The sequence below is a fragment of the Idiomarina zobellii genome, from assembly GCF_900100855.1.
Lineage (GTDB): Bacteria > Pseudomonadota > Gammaproteobacteria > Enterobacterales > Alteromonadaceae > Idiomarina > Idiomarina zobellii.
Window position 1 is genome coordinate 25,326 of the sequence record NZ_FNCB01000002.1, and the last position, 18,368, is coordinate 43,693.

The window sequence follows — 18,368 nt, forward strand, 5'->3', positions numbered from 1 at the left end:
GTTACTCGCCAATTTTAACGACGATTTTCCCTTGCGTTTTATTAGCAGCAACATAATCAAATGCCTGCTGAACATTTCTCTGTTCAAACGTTTTATCAATAATGGGCTGTATTACGCCACTCGTAAACTGAGAGCCAAACTGTTGCCACATTTGTGTGAGTATTTCGCCTTTACGCTCCGGCATTAACGAACGTAGCGTAGAGCCAATAATGCGTTGGCGCTTCATAAGCATGCGTCCAAAGTCGACCGTACCCTCGCGACCACCCATTAGGCCGATAAGAATAATACGACCGTCTTGGTTTAAGTAGTGCTGATCTTTTCCTATGGAGTCACCTGCTACCGGATTAAGCACCACATCAACACCGCCAATACCTTTCATCGTTTCAATAATATCCTGCTGATAACGATTTATGGTGTCTGTGGCGCCAAGCTCTTTACAAAAACTCTCCTTGTCAGAGCTGCCGACAACAGCCGTTATTGGATTACCACTTTCCCGGCATAGCTGAATAAGTGAAGACCCCACCCCGCTGGCCCCGGCGTGTGTTAAAACCGACTCCTTCGGTTGCAGATCTGCCAGCATAAAAACATTTAAATAGGCCGTAGCGAAGGTTTCTAACCACCCTGCAGCCATTTCATCAGTCCAGTTATCAGGTACAGGGAGGACTTGTTCAGCTGGCACATTAACGTATTCAGCAAAGCCTCCGCCTGCCAGCAAGGCAGCAACCCGTTGCCCTTTTTGCAGACCACTAACATAGCTGCCAACCTCTGCGACAGTTCCTGCTACTTCTAAACCGGGTATATCAGATGCACCGGGTGGCGGTGGATACTTGCCGGCTATTTGCATTAAGTCTGCCCGGTTCACACCGGCGGCCGACACTTTTACGGTAACCTCATTGGCAGAGGGATTTGGCAATGAGTTGATTTCAGACCAGCGCATTTTTCCTTTAGACAGTTGTAAAGCTTGCATATATCACCCTGTTGCTGCTTAACATTATTGAATTTAGACAGTATGCTGTTGCTAAGTCGTTAATTAAAGGGTGTTTGGCCGCAAGAATGGATAAAACTCTGGAGCTCAATAATAAGCGTGTGCTACTGATTGATGATCAGAAGCCCTTTCAAGTCATGCTTAAAGGCTCCCTGCTCAATTTGGGCGCAAAAGAGGTTCAGGTAAAAAGCACTGGTGAGGCGGGTATTGCCGCCTACGTGAAGAACCCTCACGATATTCTGTTGGTTGACTATAATCTCGGCTCCGGTAAAAACGGCCGTCAGGTTTTAGAAGAGCTGCAAGTGCGCGGGCTGATGAAACCGCATACTCTATTTTTTATTATTACCGGCGACAATTCACGCCCAATGGTGCTGAGTGCTCTCGAGCTTCAGCCCGATGACTATTTAATGAAGCCATTCTCGCATCGGGTGCTCCGCTCGCGCCTTACTCGCGCCTACAAGCGCCGAATGTGGCTAAAAGATGTGTTTCAGGCACTCACCTCTCATAATTACGAAGACTGCATTAAGGCGTGCGAAAAACACATTGCGACGAACAGCCGCTACAGTAACTACTGCCGCAAGCTGCAAATAGAGCTCTACAATAAGACTGGCCAGCTGCACGAAGCAGAGAAGGCGATAAAAGAACTGTTGGAAGATAACTCACACAGCTGGGTATTTTTGAAGCTAGCCGAAACCCGACTCTTGCAAAACTCGCCGGAAGAAGCACTGAACATTATTAATCATATTCTCAAACGCATGCCCCATGCGATAGAAGCTCAGGATTTAAAAACCGAGTGCTATTTACAACAGCAGCAGCTTGAAGAAGCGTTAAACAGCGCTCGCGACGCCATTACTATGGCGCCATTTTCAATCGACAGACAAACTCGACTGGCTCACATTGCTCGCGACAACGGCGACTTTGACTTAGCAAAGCAGGCCATGAATAACGTGTTGCAAATAGCGCGTAAGTCAGTATTTCGTAATGCTGAGCACCTGTGTAACTACCTGCGCAGTATTCTCGATGCCGCTGAGAACAGTGATACACCGCAACAAATTAGTAAGTATCAAACTGAAGCCACCATGGAGCTTCAACGCGCGCGCTACGACGAGCACTTACTGCACGCCGACATTTCTTTTGAAGATCTCGAGTCTATTCTTCTGTCTCGCATTGACTCATTCAACGGACGCTTACGAGAGGCTCAGCATCGTTTGAATGAAGTCGTCGGCGATGACCTAGCCAACAACCGTGAAATCGATCGGAACCTATTACCGGACGTTATTGCAGTTTTACTGGATGTTGGTGAATACGAAAAAGCGAATATGCTTGCCGGCCAACAAGCAGAAAAAGTGAAACTTGACAGTTACACGCTGAAAATCCTCAAATCCCGCATGGCGGCTGCTCAAAAACAGCAGGACGAATTCTTCACAATTCATCGGCAAGGTGCTGAAGCGTATCAAGCAGGCATTTACCAACAGGCATTAAATGACTTTCGTCAGTCGATGGAGCTGGCACCGCTAAACAGTGGCGCTGCCTTGAACTTCATTCAGGCTGCCGTTCGGTATACAGAAGAAAACCCTAAAGCCACCAATACAAACTCTCTGAAAAAAGAATGCGAGCAATGCTTTAAGGTACTTGAAGGATTGCAGCTCTCCGATAGCCACACACAACGCTACGAACAGTTGTTAGAGGAAACCGAAGAGCTGGGTTTGCGCTAAAGCTTCTGATTCGCTGCCAGCGTTCCGCTTTGATAGTCCTTGATTGCCACATCCAGTTCCTCAGACGTGTTCATCACAAATGGGCCATACTGTGCGATAGGCTCGTTAATAGGTTTTGCGGCCAACACAATAACCCCTGCACCTGCATCGCTTTTAAGCGCTAAATCTGTGCTACTGTCGAGTTGCAGCAGCTCACCACGAGACACTGCTTCACCGTTTAATTCCAGCTCTCCCTCGTAGACATAAGCTAAACGTTTTTCCTGTTGCTGTGACTTTAACTCAAATTCGCCATGCAGCTTTACATCGGCCATGAAAAAATCGCGCCCCGACAAGAGTACCGGTCCTTTCTCTTTAGCGTAATTCCCCGCAATTAAGCGAAGTGTTGTGTTACCGGCTTGCACTTCCGGTATTTTCGCTGAAGGAAAGTCAAACCACTCAGGGTCGCTCATTTTTTCCGAAGCAGGTAAATTAACCCACAGCTGAAAACCCCACATAAGGCCTTCTACCTGTTTGGGCATTTCGGCGTGAATAATACCTTTTGCCGCCTTCATCCATTGTACGCCACCGGCTTCCACTTCCCCCGTATTCCCCACTGAGTCTTTATGCTCCATAGTGCCCGCCAACATGTAGGTCAGCGTGCAAAAACCACGATGCGGATGCGGAGGAAAGCCGGCAATATAATCGTCCGGGTTGTCAGACCTAAATTCATCCAGCATCAGGAACGGGTCCTGATGCCGCAAGCCAGGCTGGTTAATGACTCGAGTCAGCTTAACACCGGCGCCATCCTGCGCCGGCATACCGCGATGTCTGCTCTTAATAACACTCATTTTAAAGCCTCCCGGTCATGTGGCTGTTCAAAGTCGATATCCGGTCCTTTGGGTACTACTTGTGTTGGGTTAATGGTTTTATGGCTGGCATAGTAATGCGTTTTAATATGGTCCATGACGACCGTCTCTTTAACGCCCGGATACTGATACAACTCCAGCAGGTAATTCCACATAGCAGGATAGTCAACAATGCGCTTTTTATTGGTTTTAAAGTGCCCAAAATAGACCGCATCAAAACGCACTAATGTGGTAAATAATCGCCAATCGGCTTCTGTGAGTTGGTTTCCTGCCAGGTAGCGTTGTTTAGATAGAATACGTTCAACGCGATCAAGCGCGGTGAAAAGCTCATCGAAAGCTTCTTCGTAGGCATCTTGCGTCGTTGCGAAACCGCTCTTATATACGCCATTATTAATGCTGTTATACACCCATTCGTTAACATCATCGATTTCGCTACGTAAGTCTTGTGGGTAAAAGTCCTCTGTATTACCGGTCAACTCATTAAAGCTTGAATTGAAGATGCGGATAATTTCCGCAGACTCGTTATTTACAATGGTTTGCGTTTTTTTGTCCCACAACACAGGCACTGTGACACGGCCGCTGTAGTTGCTATCCGCTTTCAAATACAGCTCGTACATAAAGTCGAGTCCATACAAAGGCTCATTCAGCGGTGCTTCGCCAAACTCCCAACCATTTTCCACCATCAGTGGCTTAACGACAGATACGTCAATATGAGGCTCTAGGCCTTTTAATTTGCGGAAAATGAGCGCTCGATGCGCCCACGGACACGCATAAGATACATAAAGGTGATAACGCCCTGATTCAGGCTCAAACTCACCGCCCGTCTCTATGGTCGAGCGAAACTGTGACTCACTACGAACAAAACGACCACCATGCTTTTTGGTGTCGTACCACTTATCGTGCCACTGACCATCGACTAATAAACCCATAATAAACTCCTTTAAAAAGCGATACGCTAATAATAGAAGTTATTACGGCAAAAGAAGAGTTTAGATTATCGACGCTAAGATTCTAAATTATAGAAAGGAGTCAACAACGTCTGCGGCTTTTTCGCTGGCGGTAACTTTAAGCTGCTGATGTATTTGAGTGAACTGCTCTAAAAGCGCATGATTGTCCGATTCGATAAGAACAGACAACTCTTGCTCAATGTTATTCTCTGACGCCTGTGCTTGAGCCAGTTCAGGAACAATTTTACGACCTGCCAATAAATTAGGCAGTGAGAAAAATGGCGCGTGGAAAAGACGTTTAATAATTTGGTAGCTCAACCAATGAAAGCGGTAAGCAACGACCATAGGCCGTTTTATTAATAACGCTTCTAATGCAACAGTGCCGGAGGTCAACAGCAAGTAGTCGGATGCTGCCATAGTCAATCGACTATTACCGATAGGCGTATTAATTGTCAGCTCCGGCGCATGCTGCTTCACCAGGTGATTAAACTGCTCTGCTCTTTGTTCGCTTATCATCGGGGCGACGAACTTAAGCTCTGGGAATTTTGCAAAGAGGCGCTTAGCCACATTTAGAAATAGCGGAGCCATGCGCTCAATTTCGCCAGAACGGCTCCCCGGTAAAATAGCTAAGTACTTTCCGTGTGGCTCTATGTTCAGCTCATTTCTTGCGTCGTTTTTGCTCCATTCAAGAGGAATATCATCAGCCAGGGGGTGACCAACAAAGGTGGCCGGCAATTGATGCTTATCGTAAAACTCTTTTTCGAACGGTAGCAAACACAATACATGGTTAACCGACTGCTTAATGCCTTTTATACGGCTTTCACGCCAGGCCCAAACCGACGGACTAACGTAATGTATGGCAGGAATACCAGCTTTCTTTAAGCGTTTTTCGACCGTAAGGTTAAAGTCTGGAGCGTCTATTCCCACCATGACATCGGGCTGTTCATCAATAAGATACTGAACCAGCTGCTTTCGGTGCTTAAGCAGTTTAGGAAGCTGCTTAAGCACTTCTGCAATGCCCATAACGGCAAGATCATCCATTGGAAAAAATGACTTGAGCCCCTGCTCTTGCATGAGCGGCCCTCCAACACCAATGAACTCGATGTTGGTGTGGCGCTGTTTTAGCGCTTTAATAAGGCTGGCCCCCAGTAGGTCACCGGAATGCTCGCCGGCAACCAAGGCAACTTTTATGCTTTTTGTCATTACGGGCTCGCTAACTAAGGACTATTTAGCCGCGAATGATTCCACGGCTGCTCTGGCGAACAAAGTCAGTAAAGCCATCCAACGCCGGTTCGCCCAGCGCTTCAATATGCTCTAACGCTTCTTCAGTTGTGTGTCCGGCACGGTACAGCAACTTATAAGCCCGGCGGATATTTTGAATTTGTTCCGGGGTAAAGCCGCGGCGCTTTAGACCTTCTGCATTGATAGTGCGGGGACGGGCGTTATGCCCCTGCGCCATAACAAAAGGAGGAATATCTTGAACAACGATGGAGTTTACCGCCGCAAAAGCATGAGAACCAATATGGCAGAACTGATGTACGCCTGTCATACCGCCAAGAATAACCCAGTCACCAATATGCACATGCCCCGCTAAACTCACCTGGTTAGCAAAAATATTGTTGTCGCCAATCATACAATCGTGCGCCACATGCACATAGGCCATGAACAAGTTATTGTCGCCAATTTTAGTCAGAGAGTTATCCTGAACGGTACCTCTGTGAATAGTGACTGACTCACGAATAACGTTATTATCGCCAATAACTAGTTCAGTCGGCTCACCTGCGTACTTTTTATCCTGACAGTCTTCTCCAACGGACGCGAACTGATAGATAGTATTGCCTTTCCCTATCGTCGTCGGGCCTTTAACGACAACATGCGAGCGAATATCGCAGTTGTCGCCAATAACAACATCAGGACCAATAACCGTCCACGGACCAACACTGACGTTCTCGCCAATACGTGCTTTCGGATCGATAATTGCTGTTTCGTGAATCACTACACTTCTCTTCTTGCGCAGATAATCTCAGCCGTACACGCAACTTCACCATCTACTTCTGCACGACCACTAAATTTCCAAATACCACGACGCTCTTTTTCAAAAGTAACGTAAAAGTCGATTGTATCACCAGGCACGACCTGACGCTTAAAACGCGCATTATCAATACCAGCAAAAAGGTATAAGTCGTTAGCGTTTTTCTTACTTTCGGTAATTTTGAAACCCAGTAGACCACAGGCTTGTGCTATCGCCTCTAACAGCAAGACGCCCGGGAAAATAGGCTTTTCCGGGAAGTGTCCATTAAACATTGGCTCGTTAAAGCTGACATTTTTTATGGCATGTAACGAGTCTTTTGAATTTGTTTCAACAACTCTGTCAATGAGCAAAAATGGATAGCGATGCGGGAGTAACTCAAGTACGCCCTGAATATCAAATCCTGAGTCCTTTATTTTCAAATCATTCACCTTGAAAGTTAATCTGCTTTTTTCTCGAGCTCTTTTACACGCTTGAATAAATCATCAAGCTGTCTAAAGCGAGCACCGTTGCGCCGCCACTCGCGATGGCTGGCTGCCGGTATGCCTGACGCATACACGCCGGGCTCGGTGATCTCTTTTATCACCATAGCAAAGCCCATTATTTGCACGTCATCACAAATACTGATGTGCCCGTTAATAGCCGAGGCGCCACCTATCATGCAGCGTTTACCGATATGGCAGCTTCCCGCTAGTACGGTACAGCCGGCAATAGCAGTGTCTTCATCAATAAAGACATTATGAGCAATTTGACACTGGTTATCGATAATACAGCCAGAGCTTATGATGGTGTCATCTAACGCGCCTCTATCGATAGTCGTGCTGGCACCAATATCGACGTTGTCTTTAATGACCACACGGCCCAACTGAGGTATTTTAACCCATTTACCGCCTTCTGGCGCCCAACCAAAACCATCGGCGCCAATAACGGCCCCAGAATGGAATAAGCAGTTGTTACCAATGACACACTGGTGGTAAACCTTAACTCCGGACCACAAAGTACAGTCCGAGCCAATAGTGGTCTCGCGCCCGACATAACAGTGTGGACCAATACTGGTGTTATCACCAATATGAGCTCCTTCTTCAATTACTGCATACTCACCAATACTCACGTTTTTGCCAATATGAGCAGAGTCTGCGATGACGGCTGTTTCCGCAATGCCTTCTGCCGGTTTTGGGGTGGTATCGAGTAATTGAGCTATGTGAGCAAATGCCGCATACGGATTATTAACGATAATGGCGTTATCCACCTCGTCGCTGTCATCTTTCGGACTGACTAAAACCGCCCCGGCCTGAGTGGTTTCTAACTGTTTTTTATAGCGGCTGTTTGCCAAAAACGCTATGGCATCGGAGCTCGCTGATTGCAAGGTTGCCACGCGCAAAATGGGGAGCTGCGAGTTTCCTCGCACCTCCCCACCCACATGGTCAGCCAACTGCTGCAATGTGTATTCGGACATATTAATTTCCTGAAGACATTTTCTCGACAACTTCGTCTGACAAATCGTTATCAGCTTTCATGTATGCAACAGCGTTGCTTTCTAAAACAATATCATAGCCTTCTTCTTCTGCAACGTCAGTAATAACGCCCTGAACTTTGGCTAGCAGCTTGTTACGCTCTTCGTTTTGACGAGCGCGCGTGTCTTCTTGCAGCGCTTTGCTCTTAAGCTGCGCCTGAGAAATTGTTTGCTCAAGCTCGCGAGCCAACTGAGTTTTTTCTGCTTCTGACATAATTGAAGCATCACGCTCTTGCTTCTGACGAAGCTCCTGAACTTTTTGCTCTAGCTGACGCATTTCTTCAAAGCGATCCTGAAACTCATTTTGCAGTTTTTCAGAAATTTGCTCACGCTGTGGCAGTTGCTGAAACACGTTCATCATGTCAACAACACCAATTTTCTGCTGCGCTTGAGCGGCACCAGCAAACAGTGCGGTTGAAATAGCGACAGCTGCTGCTGTTGATTTCATTAACTTTTTCAAAATATTACTCCTTCAAATTGCTATTTTAGCTTTATTATTAGAATGTCGTACCAATGTTAAATGAGAACACCTGAGTTTCATCACCTGCCACTTCTTTAAGCGCTCGACCTAACGAGAACGTTAATGGCCCCATAGGTGAAATCCACTGTACTGAAACACCAGCAGAAGCTCGGAAGTCTCCCGGTGAGCTATAATCACTTAATTCATAGCGACTGTTTGGGCTCATCGGTAGATCTTTATAGGTATCGTAATTGAATTCTGTATCCCAAACCATACCAAAGTCAACAAAGACACTGGTTCTTACGCTATTACGCATGCCTTCGTCGATAAACGGTGTCGGTACAATAAGCTCCAGACCACCGACAACTTTTGCGTTACCGCCCACAGCATATTGACTGACAAAAACACTCTCATTCGTCGACGGAATACCACCGGGACTACCATCGACACCTGGAGGCGTCGCCATGCCGCCGCCAAGCTGAACGGCTCTAGGGCCTACTGTGTTAGGTTCAAAGCCTCGTAAGTCACCTTGACCTGTTACACGGAAATTTTCCCAGAAAGGCAGTAAAAATTCGTTACCGTCATCACTTTCGCCATAACCATTACCATAGCCTAAATTCAGGCGAGTTAGGAATGTCCATTGCTGGTCGCGGGTAATTGGAAAGTAATGTTTATAATCGTAATTAAAGCGGAAGTACTGCACATCACTCAATGGCGTTGCAACATCTACAGCAAAGCGTTGCGATGAACCGCTGGTTGGGAAAGTACCTCGGTTCAGAGTCACTCGTGACCAACCGGCATTCACTTCATAAATGTCAAAGCCAACGGCTTCATCCGGCGCTGTCGGGTCTAAAAACGGTTGGAAAAAATTACTAATTTGTTCGTAAGAGTCGGTATTCGCTGCCGCCACTTCTTGGTTCTTATAACCAACACCAAAGTTCAGACGGTTAATTTCGTCAATTGGGAAGCTTAAGCCCGACGACACACCATAGGTCCTCTGGTTGTATTGAACCAAGTTTTCCGCACGACCTGCATCAAACTCACTCATGTAAATCTGACCAGACAGGCTAACGCCGTTAATTGTAAAATACGGGTCTGTATAGGAAACACTTGCATTTTTATTAAAACGGCTGGTACTGATATTAAAGCCAACCCGGTTACCCGTTCCCAAGAAGTTATTCTGTTGAACACCAGCGTTTAACTGAAGTCCCGAGTAGTCTCCATAACCAATGCCAGCATTAAATGAGCCTGAAGGCTGCTCTTTAACTTTATAAGTAATATCTACTTCGTCGTCGCTGCCCTCGACCCGTTCGGTAGAGGTCTCGACAGTTTCAAAAAAACCTAAGCGCTCAAGGCGCACTTTACCCTGCTCTACGTTACTGTCTGACAGCCAGGCACCTTCTAATTGACGCATTTCACGACGCAGTACGCGGTCTTGGGTTGCGCTATTGCCTTCAAACTTAATACGGCGCACGTAAACACGCTTACCCGGATTCACTGAAAACGTGATTTTTACCGTTTTATCGTCTTCGTTATGTTCGGGAATAGCACGTACTTCAGGGTAAGCATAACCGTAGCGACCGTAAAAGCGGCTTATCATGTCTTCAATGTAAGTCACTTGTGCGGCGTTATAAAGCGTTCCCTCTTCAATTTGGGCGATACGCGTAATCATCTCTTCGTGACCCTTTAAGTCACCGATAACATCCGTTTCGCTGACATTGTATTTGTCACCTTCATTGACGTTAAGAGTGATGTATACACCCTCACGATCCGGTGTCATTGACACTTGTACAGACTCGACCTGAAAGCGCAGGTAACCGCGGTCACGATAAAAGGACTCAAGGGTTTCAAGGTCGCCGCTAAGTTGCTGCTTCTGATAACGTTTTTCACCAATAACGTTCCACCAGGGCAAATCATCGCGTAACTCGAAAGTATCCAGGAGCTGAGCGTCAGAGAACGCTTTATTACCGACGATATTAATTTGGGCAATTTCTGCGGCATCCCCTTCTTCAAAGGTCATACGTAGCTCAACCCGATTACGCGGCAAGTCCACCACCTGAACTTCGACAGACGCATTGTATTTACCCACGCTGTGGTAAAAGTCTTCAAGACCTTTTTCAATGCCTGCAATGGTCGTTCTGTCGAGCGGCTCGCCAACAATAATGTTGTTGTCGGTTAAGCTACCTTGCAGCTGTTCGTCTTTTATGTCGCTGTTACCGTCAAAGGTAATATCTGCAATAGTGGGCCGCTCACTGACGGAAAAGATAAGCGTATTATCGTCACGTCGAGCATCGATATAATCAAAGTGCGTGGAGGAATACAGTGAACGAATTGCGCTGCGAATTTGCAGCTCGCTGACTTCATCACCGACCCGAACCGGAATATAGGTTAACGCAGCCCCTAAAGCGACACGCTGTAACCCTTTAACTTCAATATCTTCTACAACAAATTCGTCTTGTGCATAAGCCGGAGCAACAGCGCTCGCTATCATTGCACTTACTAACAGCTTTTTAAACGTCATTATCACTAGCTACTTATTGTTTAATTCGTGATTTAGAATGCAAAACGGATGATATCATTTGATATTGCCAACGCCATCAGCGCGAATACCAACACCCCGCCTATCCTATAGCAAATATCTTGCACTCTTTCGGATACCGGCTTCCCTTTAAACCATTCAATGCAATAAAACATCAAATGACCACCGTCGAGAACCGGCAACGGTAATAAATTTATAATCCCCAAATTGACACTGAGCAGAGCTAAAAAACTCAAAAAGTAAACAAATCCGTTGCTCGCACTAACGCCAGCCCCTTCAGCAATACTTAATGGCCCTGCTAAATTTTTAACTGACACATCACCGGTCAGCAGTTTACCTATCATTTTGACGCTAACAACCATTAACTCCCAAGTTTTTTCAATACCCTTAGAGAGTCCGCTAAACAAGCCGTACTGGTGGTTGTATATATACCCGTCCGGCAATGGGTCCGTTTTTGGAGCAACGCCAAGATAGCCTATGACACCATTTTCAGTATCACGTTCCCCAATTTTGACGGGGATGGTTGTTTTTTCCCCGTTTCGTAGAATCAGCATATCCAGCGATGTTCCCGGAGACTCGGCAATTTGCTGCTGCAACGACCGCCAGTTATCAATCGCTCGACCATCAATTTCAAGAATCTCATCGCCTTCCTGCAACCCTGCCCTAGACGCCGGAGAGTCCGCTTCGACCCGAGCTAAAGCGGTATACACTTCTGGTTGATAGACCGAAATACCTAAGCTTCCAAAAGTCGATTCAGTCTCCGGATCGAATGTCCAGTTTTCAATATTTAAGGTTCGGCTAACTTCCTGCTGATCACTCGTGCGCAACTTTATGGTTGCCTGCTCATTACCTATCGCCGACATCAGGCCTAACTGAACCTGCTGCCAGTCATAAGCTTCGACGTCATCGACATAGAGTATTTCACTGCCTGACTGAATGCCAGCCTCGGCCGCTATCGAACCTGGTTCAACCTCACCCACGACAGGCTTAACAGTTGGCACTCCCATACCAAACATTAACCACAATACAGCCACAGCTAAGACAAAGTTAGCAATGGGGCCCGCCGCCACAATAGCAAATCGCTTATAAACCGACTGGGCATTAAAACTCACACTTTTTAAAGCGTCCGGGACGTCATCGACACGCTCATCAAGCATGCGAACATAACCCCCTAACGGTATGACACTTACCTGATAAACGGTCCCATCTTTCGCTTGTCTCTGCCAAAGAGGACGCCCGAAACCGATAGAGAATGTAAGGACCTTCACACCACAGCGCCGAGCGACCCAAAAGTGTCCAAACTCATGAAAAGCAACAAGAATTCCAAGCGTAACAACGAAGGATAAGGCATACCACAAAATATCTAACATAAACCGTACTCCTTCACCCACTGTGACGCTTTCTCACGAGACTGGGTATCTAAATTGAAAAGCACTTCAAGGCTGTCAGCAGAAACTGGAGTGCTGTTCTGCAATACCGAGTCACACACTTTGGCGATATCCGTAAATTGAATATGTCCATCTAAAAACGCCTGTACAGCAATTTCATTAGCTGCATTTAACGTTGTGGTCGCCCACTGACCGTCCCAGCACGCCTGAATAGCCAACTTCAAGCAAGGATAACGAGCATAGTCTGGCTGCCTGAAAGTAAGCTCATTAAGCGTTGCAAAATCTAAACCGCCGACGCCGCTTTTGAGACGCTCTGGATACCCGAGAGTGTGCGCAATGGGTGTACGCATATCCGGTTGTCCCATTTGTGCTAAAACCGAACCGTCGGTGAACTGAACCATTGAGTGAATCACGCTTTGCGGATGAATAACCACCTTTAACTCTGGCTCGGTACAATTGAATAGCCAGCGTGCTTCAATATATTCAAGCCCTTTGTTCAGCATGGTTGCCGAGTCCACAGATATTTTCTGTCCCATTGACCAGTTTGGATGGTTACACGCCGCTTTTGGTGTCTGCTGCTCCAATTTATCGACGGGTAAATCACGAAAAGGTCCCCCCGAGCCGGTCAATAATAAGTAGTCAACGCCGTGCTCGTTAAGGCTCATTGCGCCAACTTGCTCTTGGGCGGCTTCAGGCAAACACTGGAAAATAGCGTTGTGTTCGCTATCGACGGGCAGTATTTTTGCGCCAGAACGCTGCGCGTGGTCAATAAACAGCTGCCCGCTCATAACTAAGGCTTCTTTGTTGGCTAAGAGAACGGTTTTACCCGCATCTATGGCTGCTAAGGTTGGTTTCAAGCCAGCTGCACCGACAATAGCAGCCATTACCGTGTCAACATCGCTGCTTTGACTGACTTCAATTAGAGCTTCTAGTCCGTGTAAAACAACGGTTGAAACTTTGCCGCTAAGTTGTTCTTTCAAGTCATTAGCAGCCTGACTGGACCCCATTACAGCGTACTTGGGTTGGTGAGTAAGGCACAATTCAGCCATAGCAGAAACCTGACTGTGCGCCGTCAGTGCGTATACCGAAAAGTCTCCCGGATGCCGCGACAAAACGTCCAGCGTGTTCTGACCGATAGAGCCGGTTGCTCCAAGTATGGTTATTGTGCGCATAGAATTAGTGCAAAAACTCCAGGTAAGCTAAAGTAAATACAGGAACCGCAGCTGTAAGACTGTCTATTCGGTCTAAAATTCCACCGTGTCCGGGTAAAATTGAGCCACTATCTTTCACACCGGCACTACGTTTGAACATACTTTCATTTAAGTCACCAAACACTGAGGCAACCACAGTAAAAAGTCCCGTGAGGTAATAGCCCGTAAACTGATCAGCCGGCACTTTTGTCCAATGCGCAACAACCATCATGACGACAAAAGCTAAAGTCACGCCACCGCAAAGGCCTTCCATTGTCTTGCCTGGGCTGACCGCGGGCATCATTTTATTACGACCATAACGCACACCGGCAAAATAAGCCCCTACATCAGCCGCCCACACCAGTAAGAGAATAAACAGAACGACCCAACCACCAAAATAAGGATTGTCTTCAAAGTTAATTGAGCGAACAGTCATTAAGGCTGCCCAGGTCGGAATGAAAATAAGCACTCCAAACACGCCAACAATTGCACGAGTTCGGGACCAGACACGACGACTTGATGGGTAGTTAACGATTAACGCCAGTGCTATCACCCACCAAACACCGCCAAATACTATCGTGTAATAAGTCACGCTGTTTAATGCGCCGTCATCTCCCCATAAATCGCCTAAGGGAACCAGCCAAGACAACACACCAATTATGGCCCCTATAAAGGCAACATACGCAATTCTTGCCGATTTACGACGTACCCCCATTAGCGGAGACCATTCCCAGGCGCCCATCATAATGACGGCCTGAATAAACAATGAAAAGCCCCAAAGCGGGAGCAAAAAGACGCAATAAAGCGCAATTGGAATGAGTAATAATGCCGTTATAATTCGTTGTTTTAGCAAGTGTTATTCCTCTGTTCGAGTATCTATGTCTTGCATTAGCATAGTTAGCTGTTCACTTGTCAGCCCAAACCGACGTTCACGCTGCGCAAAATCGTTAATGGCCTCTGCAAAGGTTGTATCGTCAAAATCTGGCCATAATACCGGCGTAAAGAACAGCTCTGCATACGCCAGTTGCCATAACAGAAAATTGCTGATGCGGTGCTCGCCACCTGTGCGAATCAATAAGTCAGGTGTGGCTTGGTCAGACAACATTAAATTATCTGCCAGCGCCTCTTCTGCTATTTCTTCTGCGGTTAAGTCGCCATCTTCAACTTTTTTGGCCAATGTCCTGCAGGCTTGGGTAATATCCCATTGCCCGCCGTAGTTGGCGGCAATGTTCAGAGTTAATTGGTCGTTCCCTGCTGTTTTTTCTTCTGCTTGCGCAATTTGCTTTTGCAACCTTTTCGAGAAGCGGCTTTTATCACCAATGATGCGCAGCTGAATATTATTCTCGTCCAGCTTCACCACTTCTTTTTTGAGCACCGACATAAACAACTCCATTAACAGAGAAACTTCTGTCGCAGGTCTGTTCCAGTTCTCACTACTGAATGCAAAAAGCGTCAACGACTCTATGCCATTACGCCTTGCAAAGGCAACCGCGCGACGCACCGCTTCAGCTCCGGCCTTGTGACCCGATGTCCGTGCTTTGCCACGTTGTTTCGCCCAACGCCCATTACCGTCCATTATAATAGCGACGTGTTTGGGTACTAACTGTTTTATTGACGGTAGCTCTTTCATGTATCAGCCATGAACATTAAAAAACGCCGTGCGAGTATACCTGACACGGCGTCATACACCAATGAACTCATCACCTGATGATTATATTTCCATCAAGTCTTCTTCTTTCGCTTTCAGTGCTTCGTCAATTTGCTTCACGTATTTATCAGTCAGCTTTTGAATTTCATCTTCCGCCTGACGCTCTTCGTCTTCTGTTATTTCTTTTTCTTTCAGCAAATCTTTAATATCGCCGTTTGCGTCACGGCGAATGTTACGTACCGCTACACGCCCTTGTTCAGCTTCAGCGCGCACAATTTTCACTAGATCCTTACGGCGCTCTTCTGTTAGCGGCGGCAGCGGAATGCGAATGACAGCGCCAGCCGAGGCTGGGTTCAAGCCTAAATCTGAATCCATAATCGCTTTTTCTACGGCCTGCGATGATGATTTATCAAATACAGTCAAAGCCAGAGTTCTAGAGTCTTCAGTCGTGATATTTGCCAACTGTTTAAGCGGCGTGTCAGTACCGTAATAATTAACCATGACACTATCAAGAATACTTGGGTGAGCACGACCTGTGCGTACTTTTGACATTTGACTGCGCAGCGATTCTACACTCTTCTCCATGCGCGATTTTGCATCTTCAATAATTTCTTTTATCACTGTTTATACCCTTTAATCTTAGAATCTGTCTTCATTCTGCATCGTGACTGATCAGTGTACCTTCTTCTTCACCAAGAATCACTGATCGTAAAGAGCCCGGCTTATTCATGTTGAATACCCGAATTGGCAAGCCGTGGTCCCTGGCTAGCGTAAATGCCGCTAAATCCATGACTTTCAGTTGTTTTTCCAGCACATCATTGTAGCTTATGTGCTTATATAATGTGGCGTCCGGGTTACTCACCGGATCATCTGAATAGACACCATCAACTTTGGTTCCCTTAAGAACCATTTCAGCTTCTATTTCGATACCGCGTAAACATGCTGCGGAATCTGTGGTGAAAAACGGATTTCCCGTACCCGCAGAGAAAATAACAACGCGGCCTGATTTAAGCAAACTAATGGCTTCCGCCCAGTTGTAGCTATCGCACACGCCGGTCAATTCAATTGCTGACATAAGGCGAGCGTTAACGAAAGCCCGGTGCAATGCATCACGCATAGCAAGACCGTTCATGACCGTTGCCAACATACCCATGTGGTCGCCCACAACCCGATTCATACCGGCTTTAGCAAGGCCTTCTCCGCGGAATAAATTACCGCCACCAATGACCAAACCGACCTGAACCCCAAGTTCAACCAGTTCTTTAATTTCTTGCGCCATACGGTCTAAGACCTTGGCGTCAATACCGAATGGCTCATCGCCCATAAGCGCTTCACCACTGAGCTTTAACAATATGCGTCGATAACTGGGTTTAGGATGGGTAGTCATTATTGCCTCTACTCTTTTTTAGGTTAAAAAAAACCGCGTCCTGAACGCTCAAGACGCGGTTGTATTTTATGTTATCAAGTTGGTCGAAACCACTAGATTAACCTTTGTTCGCTGCTGCCACTTGAGCCTGAACTTCAGAAGCAAAGTCTTCTTCTTTACGCTCAATGCCTTCGCCCACTTCAAAGCGCACGAAAGTAACAACGTCAGCGCCAGCTTTCTTCAATAATTCACCAACAGTCATTGATGGATCTTTAACGAAAGGCTGACCCGTCAGGCTGATTTCGCCGGTAAACTTACGCATACGGCCTTCAACCATTTTCTCAGCGATTTCTTTAGGTTTACCGCTTTGCATAGCGATATCAACCTGAATAGAACGCTCTTTTTCAACAACTTCTGCGTCTACGTCTTCAGGCTTAACAAACTGAGGGCTGCTTGCTGCAACGTGCATACACAGGTCACGAGCTAAGTCTTCGTCGCCGCCGGTTAATGCAACAGCAACACCGATGCGAGCACCGTGCGTGTAAGTTGCAACAACGTCGCCAGCTTCAATCGTTTGAACGCGACGAACATTCATGTTCTCGCCGATTTTAGCCACTAAGTCTTCGCGAGTTTTCTCAACTGTTTCGCCACCAATGTCGGTTGCTTTCAGTTTTTCAACGTCGTTTTCTTTGTTTGCAAACGCAGCGTTGATAACTTTCTCACCGAAGCCTAAGAAGTTTTCGTCACGAGCAACGAAGTCAGTTTCACAGTTCAGTTCAACTAACGTTGCCTGGCTGCCTTCAGACTTAACTAAAATAACACCTTCAGCGGCAACACGGCCCGCTTTCTTAGCGGCTTTAGCCTGACCACTTTTACGCATCAGTTCAATTGCGGCTTCCATATCGCCGTCGACTTCCTGCAATGCTTTTTTGCAGTCCATCATGCCAGCGCCTGTGCGCTCGCGCAGTTCTTTAACTTGAGCTGCTGTAATTGCCATGATCTCTATCCTCGATTATTCACTTGCTTCGACGAAGTCGTCAGAGTCTTTCGCTTCAACCTGTGCTACGCGCGCTTCTTTAATCGCATCAGCAGCTGAGTTCAGGTATAACTGTACCGCACGGATTGCGTCATCGTTACCTGGAACAATGTAGTCAACGCCGTCTGGATCTGAGTTGGTATCAACAACAGAAACAACAGGAATCCCCAGGTTGTTCGCTTCTTTAATTGCAATGTGCTCGTGGTCAGCATCGATAACGAAAAGAACGTCAGGCAAACCGCCCATGTTCTTGATACCGCCTAAACCTTTCTCAAGCTTTTCCATTTCGCGGGTGTTAACCAACGCTTCTTTCTTAGTCAGCTTGTCGAAAGTGCCGTCTTGGCTCATTGTTTCAAGGTCTTTCAAACGCTTGATAGACTGACGTACTGTTTTCCAGTTAGTCAGCATACCGCCTAACCAACGGTGGTTAACGTAGTACTGACCACAGTTGTTAGCTGCTTCTTTAACCGCTTCAGACGCTGCGCGCTTAGTACCAACAAACAGGATTTTACCTTTGTTTGAAGCAACGTGCTGCATGTAGCTCAACGCATCGTTGAACATTGGCACAGTCTTTTCGAGGTTAATGATATGAATCTTGTTACGAGCGCCGAAAATGTAAGGTTTCATTTTCGGGTTCCAGAAACGAGTTTGGTGACCGAAGTGGACACCTGCTTTCAGCATGTCACGCATTGACACGTTAGCCATAA

At 46.7% G+C, this 18,368-nt stretch carries 18 protein-coding genes; 1 reads left to right on the forward strand and 17 read right to left on the reverse strand.

Annotation, left to right across the window (positions count from 1 at the left end):
• Position 1: 1 nt before the first annotated feature.
• Entirely contained in the window at positions 2 to 967 is a 966-nt protein-coding gene (locus tag BLT32_RS02215) for an NAD(P)H-quinone oxidoreductase (protein ID WP_053952677.1), read from the reverse strand.
• Between the two features lie 86 nt (positions 968 to 1,053).
• On the opposite strand from BLT32_RS02215, the gene BLT32_RS02220 reads away from it, so the two are divergent.
• Positions 1,054 to 2,700 carry a tetratricopeptide repeat-containing response regulator gene (locus BLT32_RS02220; RefSeq protein WP_053952678.1) on the forward strand — a complete coding sequence of 549 codons (1,647 nt, stop codon included), beginning with the start codon at positions 1,054 to 1,056 and terminating at the stop codon, positions 2,698 to 2,700.
• Here the strand turns inward: BLT32_RS02220 and BLT32_RS02225 are convergent.
• The 16 genes from BLT32_RS02225 to rpsB form a co-directional block, all read right to left on the reverse strand.
• Positions 2,697 to 3,527 (reverse strand): pirin family protein, encoded by an 831-nt coding sequence (locus tag BLT32_RS02225; protein ID WP_053952679.1) that lies wholly within the window; start codon positions 3,525 to 3,527, stop codon positions 2,697 to 2,699. The two genes, BLT32_RS02220 and BLT32_RS02225, sit on opposite strands and share 4 nt — an antisense overlap.
• Positions 3,524 to 4,474, reverse strand: a complete 951-nt coding sequence (locus BLT32_RS02230; protein WP_053952680.1) for a glutathione S-transferase family protein — start codon at positions 4,472 to 4,474, stop codon at positions 3,524 to 3,526. Before BLT32_RS02230 ends, BLT32_RS02225 begins: the two co-directional genes overlap by 4 nt.
• Positions 4,475 to 4,561: 87 nt before the next feature.
• Positions 4,562 to 5,695, reverse strand: a complete 1,134-nt coding sequence (gene lpxB, locus BLT32_RS02235) for a lipid-A-disaccharide synthase (RefSeq protein WP_053952681.1) — start codon at positions 5,693 to 5,695, stop codon at positions 4,562 to 4,564.
• 25 nt (positions 5,696 to 5,720) lie between these two features.
• The gene (gene lpxA / locus BLT32_RS02240; RefSeq protein ID WP_053952682.1) at positions 5,721 to 6,488 is read right to left on the reverse strand and encodes an acyl-ACP--UDP-N-acetylglucosamine O-acyltransferase; all 768 of its coding nucleotides are present in this window, start codon (positions 6,486 to 6,488) and stop codon (positions 5,721 to 5,723) included.
• Positions 6,488 to 6,943 carry a 3-hydroxyacyl-ACP dehydratase FabZ gene (fabZ, locus tag BLT32_RS02245; protein ID WP_053952995.1) on the reverse strand — a complete coding sequence of 152 codons (456 nt, stop codon included), beginning with the start codon at positions 6,941 to 6,943 and terminating at the stop codon, positions 6,488 to 6,490. Before fabZ ends, lpxA begins: the two co-directional genes overlap by 1 nt.
• Before the next feature lie 17 nt (positions 6,944 to 6,960).
• Positions 6,961 to 7,977, reverse strand: coding sequence for a UDP-3-O-(3-hydroxymyristoyl)glucosamine N-acyltransferase (gene lpxD / locus BLT32_RS02250; RefSeq protein WP_053952683.1), 1,017 nt, complete (start codon positions 7,975 to 7,977; stop codon positions 6,961 to 6,963).
• Between the two features lies 1 nt (position 7,978).
• Positions 7,979 to 8,494 carry an OmpH/Skp family outer membrane protein gene (locus BLT32_RS02255; RefSeq protein WP_053952684.1) on the reverse strand — a complete coding sequence of 172 codons (516 nt, stop codon included), beginning with the start codon at positions 8,492 to 8,494 and terminating at the stop codon, positions 7,979 to 7,981.
• Between the two features lie 37 nt (positions 8,495 to 8,531).
• On the reverse strand, positions 8,532 to 11,015 hold the full coding sequence (bamA, locus tag BLT32_RS02260; protein ID WP_053952685.1) for an outer membrane protein assembly factor BamA: 2,484 nt from the start codon (positions 11,013 to 11,015) through the stop codon (positions 8,532 to 8,534).
• A gap of 32 nt (positions 11,016 to 11,047) precedes the next feature.
• Complete coding sequence (rseP, locus tag BLT32_RS02265) at positions 11,048 to 12,403, reverse strand: sigma E protease regulator RseP (protein WP_053952686.1); 1,356 nt, start codon at positions 12,401 to 12,403, stop codon at positions 11,048 to 11,050.
• Positions 12,397 to 13,593, reverse strand: coding sequence for a 1-deoxy-D-xylulose-5-phosphate reductoisomerase (gene ispC, locus BLT32_RS02270; RefSeq protein ID WP_053952687.1), 1,197 nt, complete (start codon positions 13,591 to 13,593; stop codon positions 12,397 to 12,399). The genes rseP and ispC overlap by 7 nt, the downstream gene beginning before the upstream one ends.
• Before the next feature lie 4 nt (positions 13,594 to 13,597).
• On the reverse strand, positions 13,598 to 14,464 hold the full coding sequence (locus BLT32_RS02275) for a phosphatidate cytidylyltransferase (RefSeq protein WP_053952688.1): 867 nt from the start codon (positions 14,462 to 14,464) through the stop codon (positions 13,598 to 13,600).
• A 3-nt stretch (positions 14,465 to 14,467) separates the two neighbouring features.
• Positions 14,468 to 15,241: a polyprenyl diphosphate synthase gene (gene uppS, locus BLT32_RS02280; RefSeq protein ID WP_053952689.1), complete on the reverse strand. Its 774-nt coding sequence runs from the start codon at positions 15,239 to 15,241 to the stop codon at positions 14,468 to 14,470.
• 81 nt (positions 15,242 to 15,322) lie between these two features.
• The gene (gene frr, locus BLT32_RS02285; RefSeq protein ID WP_053952690.1) at positions 15,323 to 15,880 is read right to left on the reverse strand and encodes a ribosome recycling factor; all 558 of its coding nucleotides are present in this window, start codon (positions 15,878 to 15,880) and stop codon (positions 15,323 to 15,325) included.
• A gap of 31 nt (positions 15,881 to 15,911) precedes the next feature.
• The gene (gene pyrH, locus BLT32_RS02290; RefSeq protein ID WP_053952691.1) at positions 15,912 to 16,646 is read right to left on the reverse strand and encodes a UMP kinase; all 735 of its coding nucleotides are present in this window, start codon (positions 16,644 to 16,646) and stop codon (positions 15,912 to 15,914) included.
• Positions 16,647 to 16,743: 97 nt separating this feature from the next.
• Entirely contained in the window at positions 16,744 to 17,622 is an 879-nt protein-coding gene (gene tsf / locus BLT32_RS02295) for a translation elongation factor Ts (protein ID WP_053952692.1), read from the reverse strand.
• A 15-nt stretch (positions 17,623 to 17,637) separates the two neighbouring features.
• The gene (gene rpsB / locus BLT32_RS02300) at positions 17,638 to 18,366 is read right to left on the reverse strand and encodes a 30S ribosomal protein S2 (RefSeq protein WP_053952693.1); all 729 of its coding nucleotides are present in this window, start codon (positions 18,364 to 18,366) and stop codon (positions 17,638 to 17,640) included.
• Positions 18,367 to 18,368 lie beyond the last annotated feature (2 nt).

Bases quoted from the DNA above. Each gene is read 5' to 3' on its own strand.
- BLT32_RS02225 (WP_053952679.1), bottom strand. From the start codon at position 3,527: ATGAGTGTTATTAAGAGCAGACATCGCGGTATGCCGGCGCAGGATGGC.
- BLT32_RS02230 (WP_053952680.1), bottom strand. From the start codon at position 4,474: ATGGGTTTATTAGTCGATGGTCAGTGGCACGATAAGTGGTACGACACC.
- bamA (WP_053952685.1), bottom strand. From the start codon at position 11,015: ATGACGTTTAAAAAGCTGTTAGTAAGTGCAATGATAGCGAGCGCTGTT.
- BLT32_RS02220 (WP_053952678.1), top strand. From the start codon at position 1,054: ATGGATAAAACTCTGGAGCTCAATAATAAGCGTGTGCTACTGATTGAT.
- ispC (WP_053952687.1), bottom strand. From the start codon at position 13,593: ATGCGCACAATAACCATACTTGGAGCAACCGGCTCTATCGGTCAGAAC.
- tsf (WP_053952692.1), bottom strand. From the start codon at position 17,622: ATGGCAATTACAGCAGCTCAAGTTAAAGAACTGCGCGAGCGCACAGGC.
- rpsB (WP_053952693.1), bottom strand. From the start codon at position 18,366: ATGGCTAACGTGTCAATGCGTGACATGCTGAAAGCAGGTGTCCACTTC.
- lpxB (WP_053952681.1), bottom strand. From the start codon at position 5,695: ATGACAAAAAGCATAAAAGTTGCCTTGGTTGCCGGCGAGCATTCCGGT.
- lpxD (WP_053952683.1), bottom strand. From the start codon at position 7,977: ATGTCCGAATACACATTGCAGCAGTTGGCTGACCATGTGGGTGGGGAG.
- pyrH (WP_053952691.1), bottom strand. From the start codon at position 16,646: ATGACTACCCATCCTAAACCCAGTTATCGACGCATATTGTTAAAGCTC.
- BLT32_RS02215 (WP_053952677.1), bottom strand. From the start codon at position 967: ATGCAAGCTTTACAACTGTCTAAAGGAAAAATGCGCTGGTCTGAAATC.
- rseP (WP_053952686.1), bottom strand. From the start codon at position 12,403: ATGTTAGATATTTTGTGGTATGCCTTATCCTTCGTTGTTACGCTTGGA.
- uppS (WP_053952689.1), bottom strand. From the start codon at position 15,241: ATGAAAGAGCTACCGTCAATAAAACAGTTAGTACCCAAACACGTCGCT.